Annotated in this window: 9 protein-coding genes; 3 read left to right on the top strand and 6 right to left on the bottom strand. The window is 67.1% G+C overall.

All coding sequences use genetic code 11. The features are described 5' to 3' along the window. Positions 1-423: 423 nt before the first annotated feature. The gene (locus VIB55_RS12525) at positions 424-618 is read right to left on the bottom strand and encodes a hypothetical protein (protein WP_331876984.1); all 195 of its coding nucleotides are present in this window, start codon (positions 616-618) and stop codon (positions 424-426) included. Between the two features lie 153 nt (positions 619-771). Between VIB55_RS12525 and VIB55_RS12520 the strand changes: the two genes are divergently transcribed. The 3 genes from VIB55_RS12520 to VIB55_RS12510 are packed head-to-tail and all read left to right on the top strand — an operon-like array spanning position 772 to position 2,997. After that, positions 772-2,040: an AI-2E family transporter gene (locus tag VIB55_RS12520; RefSeq protein WP_331876983.1), complete on the top strand. Its 1,269-nt coding sequence runs from the start codon at positions 772-774 to the stop codon at positions 2,038-2,040. Between the two features lie 18 nt (positions 2,041-2,058). After that, positions 2,059-2,562: a 3D domain-containing protein gene (locus VIB55_RS12515; RefSeq protein ID WP_331876982.1), complete on the top strand. Its 504-nt coding sequence runs from the start codon at positions 2,059-2,061 to the stop codon at positions 2,560-2,562. A gap of 60 nt (positions 2,563-2,622) precedes the next feature. Continuing rightward, positions 2,623-2,997: a hypothetical protein gene (locus VIB55_RS12510; RefSeq protein ID WP_331876981.1), complete on the top strand. Its 375-nt coding sequence runs from the start codon at positions 2,623-2,625 to the stop codon at positions 2,995-2,997. 214 nt (positions 2,998-3,211) lie between these two features. On the opposite strand, the gene VIB55_RS12505 is transcribed toward VIB55_RS12510, so the two are convergent. The 5 genes from VIB55_RS12505 to VIB55_RS12485 all read right to left on the bottom strand — a co-directional run. Further along, a complete protein-coding gene (locus VIB55_RS12505; protein WP_331876980.1) occupies positions 3,212-3,877 on the bottom strand; it encodes a glycoside hydrolase domain-containing protein in 666 nt (221 codons plus the stop codon). A gap of 128 nt (positions 3,878-4,005) precedes the next feature. After that, positions 4,006-4,212 carry a hypothetical protein gene (locus tag VIB55_RS12500; protein WP_331876979.1) on the bottom strand — a complete coding sequence of 69 codons (207 nt, stop codon included), beginning with the start codon at positions 4,210-4,212 and terminating at the stop codon, positions 4,006-4,008. Next, positions 4,202-4,603 carry a helix-turn-helix transcriptional regulator gene (locus VIB55_RS12495; RefSeq protein ID WP_331876978.1) on the bottom strand — a complete coding sequence of 134 codons (402 nt, stop codon included), beginning with the start codon at positions 4,601-4,603 and terminating at the stop codon, positions 4,202-4,204. Before VIB55_RS12495 ends, VIB55_RS12500 begins: the two co-directional genes overlap by 11 nt. Further along, positions 4,596-4,952: a type II toxin-antitoxin system RelE/ParE family toxin gene (locus tag VIB55_RS25660; protein ID WP_414681533.1), complete on the bottom strand. Its 357-nt coding sequence runs from the start codon at positions 4,950-4,952 to the stop codon at positions 4,596-4,598. The genes VIB55_RS12495 and VIB55_RS25660 overlap by 8 nt, the downstream gene beginning before the upstream one ends. A gap of 233 nt (positions 4,953-5,185) precedes the next feature. Then, positions 5,186-7,264 (bottom strand): dehydrogenase E1 component subunit alpha/beta (locus tag VIB55_RS12485; RefSeq protein ID WP_331876976.1); only part of this gene is annotated, 2,079 nt, incomplete at its 5' end.

The following is a 7,264-nucleotide window of genomic DNA, read 5'->3' as shown; positions in this document are numbered from 1 at the left end:
GATGTCGCGGACCGACTCTTGGCGGTTTGTGCTCACGATTCCCAAGGTGCGAGCATTGGGATCATGGTGAACAATGGGAAGTCGCGCTACTACGTATTTCGTGAGGCCCTTGTCAAGTATCTCCGGTCATCCGCGATCCCTGCGGAGATCGTGTCGATAGACCCGCAAGATCATGGTGACAGGCACTACTTCGAGGTCGCCATTCTCCCCGAGGCTTTCCGAGCGCGAGAGGGATAAGTTGGTCCCATCTGCGTAGCCACCGATTGCCAGGGTGGCGCGTCGCCCCCGCCAGCCGTAAGAGAGAATTGGCCGCTCTCTACATAGCACCGCGATAGTTTAGACGGCGCAGGCCATGCGATACCTCCTCAGTACAAGAAGGCCGCCTCTCGCGGGGCGGCCTTTCGTGCGTGCGTCGGCGGCTCGTCAGCGGGCGCGGCGGTTGCGCAGGTGGTCGGCGACCATCATCCCGAGCGGCAGGGCCCAGGTGGCGTGGCTCAGCGCGCGGCTGGTGCCCGTGCTGCGCCCGCCGTAGCGCCGCGCCGCCCAGTTGGCCGCGCCCATGAGCATCATCGTCTTGGCGTCGCGGCGCGTCGGCCGCAGCATTCCCAGTAGACCCATCTTCGTATCCCTCCGCTGTAAGCCCCTAAGTGCTTGGAACGGATGTGCTTGTGCACGATGCGCGCCAATCCGGCGAGCCCTCCGCTCTGGCCTGTGCGCCCCTCGGGTGCTACTGTACCAGCCCGCCATCACGTTTCCGTGCCTTCAGAATCGATGATCGACAATCCATCCGACAGCTTCAATTGGCGTGCGTTCCATTGGGTGATCGTGCTGCTGGTGGTGGGGTTCTTTCTCTACAGCGTGCAGAGCATCCTCAACCCGTTCATCCTGTTCCTGCTGCTGCTGTTCCTGATGCAGCCGTACTCGGGAACGCGGCACCACCTGCTGATCGTCAGCGCGGCGGTGGGGCTGACGATGATGTGGATCCTTCACACGACGGGGTTCCTTCTTGCGCCGTTCGTGCTGGCGGTGGTGCTGGCGTACCTGCAGCACCCGCTGGTGGCGCGGCTGGAGCGGCGCAGGATCTCGCGCAACACCGCCACGATGCTCCTCGCGCTGCCCGCGCTCGTCATCATCTTCCTGGTCTTCTTCCTGGGCATCCCGGCGCTGAGCGCGCAAATCGCGGAGTTCATCCGCGGGACGCCGCAGCTGATCCAGACGGCGACGCTGCGGCTGGAGCAGTGGCAGGCCACGCTGGCCAGCCGCGACCTGCCGGGGCTGGATGAGCAGATGCTGCTGGAGCGGATGAAGTCCATCCAGCCGGAAGCGGTAATGGCGTGGATGCAGCAGCGGCAGACCGTGCTGGCGAACGGAATCTGGCGCGGCGTGCTTGGGCTGGGACGCGGGCTGGGGACGGTGCTCACGCTGCTGGGCTACGTGTTCCTGACCCCGATCCTCACCTTCTACCTGCTGCGCGACTGGCCCACGATCGTCGCGCGGCTCCGCGACCTGATCCCCACGACGTACCGCGAGCGCGTGGTATCGTTCACAACCGAGTACGACCGGCTGCTCGCCAGCTACATGCGCGGGCAGCTGATCGCCGCGGCGGCGGTGGGCGTGCTCACCTGGCTGGGCTTCATGCTGCTGGGCTTTCCGTACGCGCTGCTGCTGGGCGTGGTGGCCGGCGTGTTCAACGTGGTGCCGTACATGGGGCTCGTCGCCAGCCTGATTCCGGCGCTGATCATCGCCATCTTCTCCAACGACATCCTGTGGAGCTTGGGGAAGATCGGCATCGTGTTCGCCGTGGTGCAGGTGCTGGACAGCGCCGTGCTCGGCCCCAAGATCGTCGGCGAATCGGTGGGATTGCACCCCGTGTGGGTGATCCTGGCGCTGTCGGTGTTCGGCTTCTTCCTTGGATTCCTGGGACTGCTGATCGCCGTTCCGCTCGCCGTGCTCATCAAGCTGCTGGTGCACCACGGGATGGCACGCTACCGCTCGTCGGCGCTGTTCCGCGGCGAGCACCCGGTGGTCGCCGTCGACTGACCCCCCTGGAGGTTTCGCATGACTCGTTTCCTGATCGCCGCCGCCCTGCTGCTCGCCTTGGCCCCCGCCGCCGATGCGCAGGCCCGGGACACTGGCGCCACCCGCACCACGCGAGCGGCGGCCGATTCAGCCGTGGCACGCGCGGTGGCCGTGGTACCCTCCGCCAGCCGCACGAACACGCCGGAACGGATGGACCTGCCGCGTGCGGAATCGCGCTCGGTGGACGTGGAGCGGCGCGTGGAGATGCGCTCCACCGCGTACTGCCTGCGCGGCACCACGCGGACGGGCGTGCGCGTGCGCGACGGCATCGCGGCGGGCGATCCCAACGTGCTGCCGTTGGGCTCCGTCGTACGCGTGTCGCACACCGACGGGCGCCTGATCGGCGTCTTCGTCATTATGGACACGGGCGGCGCGGTGCGGGGCAACAAGATCGACCTGTGGTTCAGCAGCTGTGCCGAGGCGGAGGACTGGGGGATTCGCTCCGTGATCACCGAGGTGCTGGACATCGGCCGCGCGTCGTAACCACGAAGGCGTCCGCGCGCCTGGATTGCGAAACGGGCGGCGGACGGCCAGACTGTGCGGATGAACGAATTCCTGAGAATCGTCCTCCCCGTGCTGGCTATCGCCGGCTTCGTGGCGCTGCTGAACCGGCTCATCCGCTCGGGGGCGCGGCTGGGAGTCGCCTGGATGGAATCCACCGCCGCCGCGGGCCTGGCGGAGGTCAGTGAGCGCCGCGGCGACATCACGGGGCTGATGGAGCGACGCCAATCCGAGCAGGGGATCCGCCGCAACCGCCGCAAGGAAGTCGCGTTCGCCGCGGGCTACCTGCTCCTGCTGGTGGTTCCTCCGCTGGCCGGCGTGGCGCGCGAGGTCTACGCCGGCGGCGCGCTCTTGTGGGTTCTCCCGAAGCGCCGCATCGTCCTCCCCGCCACGCTCCGCCCGCCCACGCAGCGCTGACGGATCGGCATGCCCCTCCCCCGGCCCCTCTCCGCATGCTGCGCATGCGGAGAGGGAGAGTTCGATGGCGCTTCCGCAGCTCGGGTGTGCGTGCAGTTGAAGCCTCCCGCAGTTGGGAGGCTCTCCAGCCCGAACGACGAACCGGCGGCACCGCCAGGGTGCCGCCGCTTCGTATTTCTACCAACGTGCCGAGAGAGCTGGCAGGGGGAAGATGTCAGCGCTGCAGCCACACCGGGGTGCTGCCCTCGCCGTCCGTCCGCGTCTCGTCGGCGTCGTACACCTCGGTGCTCAGCCCGCCGACGGTGCCACTGCCCTCCATCTGCACCAGCTGCCAGCTCCGGGGCTTGGGATTGGAAACCCCGTCCACGTTGTACGCCGCCCAGTAGCGGGAGAACTTCAGCGAGCCGTACAGCTGCTGCCCCGTAAGGCCGGGCTCGTAGCCCACGTACAGGCCGGGGACGTACCCGGCGTTCGCGACGGCCGTGTACCAGGCGTTGCAGTAGCCGATCACGTCGGCGGCGCTGGCCTCGTGGGAGACGGATTCCAGGTCGCACCACACGTTGACGCCGGGCGGAAAACCGATCTGCTGCGAGAACGTGGCGGCGTTGGCCCCGTACTCCTGGCCAAGGGCCGTAGTGGGCTGCCACCCCGGGTCCAGCACGTGCTGCACGGGCATGAGCCCGAAGCCCTGGTTCAGCAGGATCTCCGCTTCGGCCGTCGTCAGGTCGTGCGAGGCCATCTGCGTGCGTCCTACGTAGCGCAGCGCAAAGCGGTACCCGGCGTCCCAGAACGCCCGGGCCGCCGCAGCGCTGATGGGGGTGTTGGCGTCGAAGCCGCGGAGACCCGCGGGTGCGGGGGTCACATTTCCGGCGAGTGGCATGGGGAGGCTCCTGAAGTTGGGAAGGGCGTCGGACCGCGAGGAGGTGTGGGTGCGGTACCTACGAACAATAGCCGCCATCCCTCAACCGGGACAACGGCAATTGTGTAGCTGTTCAGGAACGGTCCCAATCAGCGTTGCGGAAGGGCCTCCAGCGAGGCGCGCAGTTCGGCCGCGAGCGCCGCATCGCCGTTCACGAACGAGGTCCACGACACGGAGAGCCCCTTCCGCTTCCCCTTCTGCACCACCTGTACGCCGTCGGGCGAGATCGTCACCGTGTAGGTGATGCCCTCGATGTCCAGCTCACGCTTGATGGGCTTGTCGAGCTTAGTCGCCATGTTCCGCGTACCGGGCTGCGGGTTTGGCCCGTCGCGCGCGGACGCTCGTGGCCGGGGCTGCCGCAAGTTCCTCCTGATATCCCCGGATGGCTCGCGCGACCGTCCCCTCCGAAGCCGGCATCAACTCCAGCTTGAGGATGCAGCCCACCGCCTGAGCGTACCGTTGTAAGGTGGAAAGGCGGATATCTTCCGACTGGTTTTCCATGCGGCTGACCGCGGATTTGTGAGTTCTCAGCCGCTCGGCAACCTGTGCCTGCGTGAGCCCGGCATCTTCGCGGGCCAGCTTGAGCTGGGTGCCAATGTGGAACGCCTGGTAGCCCCGGTCGTAGAGGTCGGCAAATTCCGGATTGCGAAGCGCAGCCCGGGCGATGCTCCGATCAAGGTCATCCATGCTGACGTTTCCTGTTCAGGTAGTCGCGCTGGCGGTGGTGAGCGAGTTCTATCTCCAGGACCGGAACCCGTTCCGTTTTTTTCACAAAGGCGGTGAGGACGACGATGAGCCGCGAACCCTCGAAGAAGCTCAACAGGCGGTATGCGATTCCGGTGTGCTGGACGCGTATTTCCCACAACCCATTCGTACCGCGCAGCTTCTTCAGGTGCGTGGGCGAAACCCGATCAAACTTACGGAGCGCCTCGAGTGCCGCGTGGATTTTCACTACCGCACCTTCGGGCAGCTGTGCGAGAAAATCCTCGACGGGCGACCTCCCGGAGCGGGTGCTGTAGAACTCAATCTCGCGCATCCGAAGTTAACGTTGATGTGAACCGCGCGGAAGGCTCTCGCGGGAGACAAGTGGACGAAGTGCCATCCTGTCTTCACCGCCATCGTTCCCGCAAGGTGCAGGGTAAACTCCGTCACGCCTATGGCTTGGAAGGGGCGGGCCTCGCACGCCAGGCACCATGCGAGGGTGGATGTGGACGCAAAAAAGCCCCGCCCGGATGCTTCCGGGCGGGGCTTTCTGCGAAGCGGATCAGGTCAGTATGCCTTGATCTCTTCGATGGCGGCGAGCACGTCCTCGGGCTCGGGGAGGATGGCGCGCTCCACCTGCGGCGCGTAGGCCACCCACGTGTCCATCGACGCCACGCGCTTCACCGGCGCGTCCAGCCAGGGGAACAGGTCGTCGGCGATGCGGGCCGCGATCTCGGAGCCAATGCCCCACGAGAGCGAGTCCTCGTGCGCCACGATCACCCGGTTGGTCTTCTTCACCGACTCGGCGATGCTCTCCATGTCGAACGGCGCCAGCGAGCGAAGGTCGATCACCTCGGTGCTGATGCCGTGGCGCTCCTGGGCGACCTTGGCGGCCACCAGCGAGCGCTGCACCAGCGCGCCGCAGGCCACCACCGTCACGTCGGTGCCCTCGCGGACCTTCTTCGCCTTGCCGAAGGGGATCATGAAGTTGGGGCCGGGATACTGCCCCTTGTTGTACACCTGGCGGTACAGGTGCTTGTGCTCCAGGAACAGCACTGGGTCTTCGCAGCGGATGGCCGTGCGCAGCAGCCCCGCCGCGTCCGTCGCGTTCGACGGCAGCACCACCCGCAGCCCGGGGCAGTGCGCGAACAGGCTTTCGCCCGTCTGCGAGTGGTAGATGCTGCCGCCCTTCAGGTATCCGCCGTAGGTGGTGCGGATGACCACGGGCGCCGCGAAGGTGTTGTTGCTGCGGTACCGCATGGTGGCCAGCTCGCCGCGAATCTGCATCATCGCCGGCCAGATGTAGTCGAAGAACTGGATCTCGACCACCGGCTTCAGCCCGCGGAGCGCCATCCCGATGGCCCGGCCCACGATGTTGGCCTCCGCGAGCGGCGAGTTGAACACGCGCGTGCCGCCGAACTCGCGCTGCAGGCCGGCCGTCACCTTGAAGACGCCGCCCTTGCCCTTGACGTCGTTGATCATCTCCTCGCGGCTGACGTCGGCCACGTCCTCGCCGAACACCACGATGCGCGGGTCGCGCCGCATCTCGTCGCGCAGCGTGGAGTTGATCAGGTCCACCATCGTCGTTTCGCCGCCCGACGGCCGGGGATCGTCCTCGGTGTCGAACTGCTCGGCCGTGGGGTCCACGTCGGGCGAGAACAGGTACAGCATGGCCGTCGACGGGTCCGGCTGCGGCGACGCCAGCGCCTCGTCCGTCGCGCGCTGCACCTCGGCGTTCACCTCGGCCTCCATCTGCGCCAGCTCGTCGGCCGTGGCCATCCCCAGCTCCACCAGCCGCGTGGCCGTGCGGGTGATGGGGTCGCGGAGGGCCTCGTCGGCGCGCATGGCGTCGGTCTTGTAGAACTTCTCGTCGTCCGACAGCGAGTGGCTGTACGGGCGGATGACCTTGGCGTGCACCAGCGCGGGGCCCTTGCGGCTGCGGGCGTACTCCACCGCGCGGCCCATCACCTCGTGGCTTTCCCAGAGGTCGGTGCCGTCGCAGGTCTGGATGTACAGGTCGGGGAAGCCCACGACCAGCTTGCTGATGCTGCCGCCCGCCGTGTTCACCTCCACCGGAACGGAGATGGCGAACTCGTTGTCTTCGACGATGTAGACGACGGGGAGCTTGAGGTTGCTGGCCGAGTTGAGGCTTTCCCAGAACTCGCCTTCCGACGTGGTGCCGTCGCCCGTGGTGACGAACACCACCTCGTCGCCGTGTGCGCGGGTGGCCTCCACCAGCGGCTCGCCCACCTTGCGGGCGCGCATGGCCGCCTCGGCGGTGCCCACCGCCTGCAGGAACTGCGTTCCCGTGGGCGACGAGGTGCTGACGATGTTCAGCTTGTGGTGGCCCCAGTGGGAGGGCATCTGGCGGCCGCCCGACGACGGGTCGGCCTCGGCGCCCACGGCCTGCAGCAGCTGGTCGAGCGCCGTCATCCCCAGCGCCAGCGAGAACGCGCGGTCACGGTAGTAGAAGTAGAACCAGTCGTACCCGGGGCGGGCGTGCGCCGCGGCGGCCACCTGGATGCCCTCGTGGCCCGCGCCGGAGATCTGGAAGAAGATCTTGTTCTGCTGCTTGAGCTGGATCTCCTTGTCGTCGAGCCGGCGCGCCAGGAGCATGGTGCGGTAGAAGCCGAGCAGGGTGTCGCG

It is taken from the genome of Longimicrobium sp., assembly GCF_036554565.1.
In the GTDB taxonomy this organism is placed as follows: domain Bacteria; phylum Gemmatimonadota; class Gemmatimonadetes; order Longimicrobiales; family Longimicrobiaceae; genus Longimicrobium.
The sequence above is the reverse complement of the archived record's forward strand: the minus strand, read 5'-3'. Positions and strand labels throughout refer to the sequence as shown.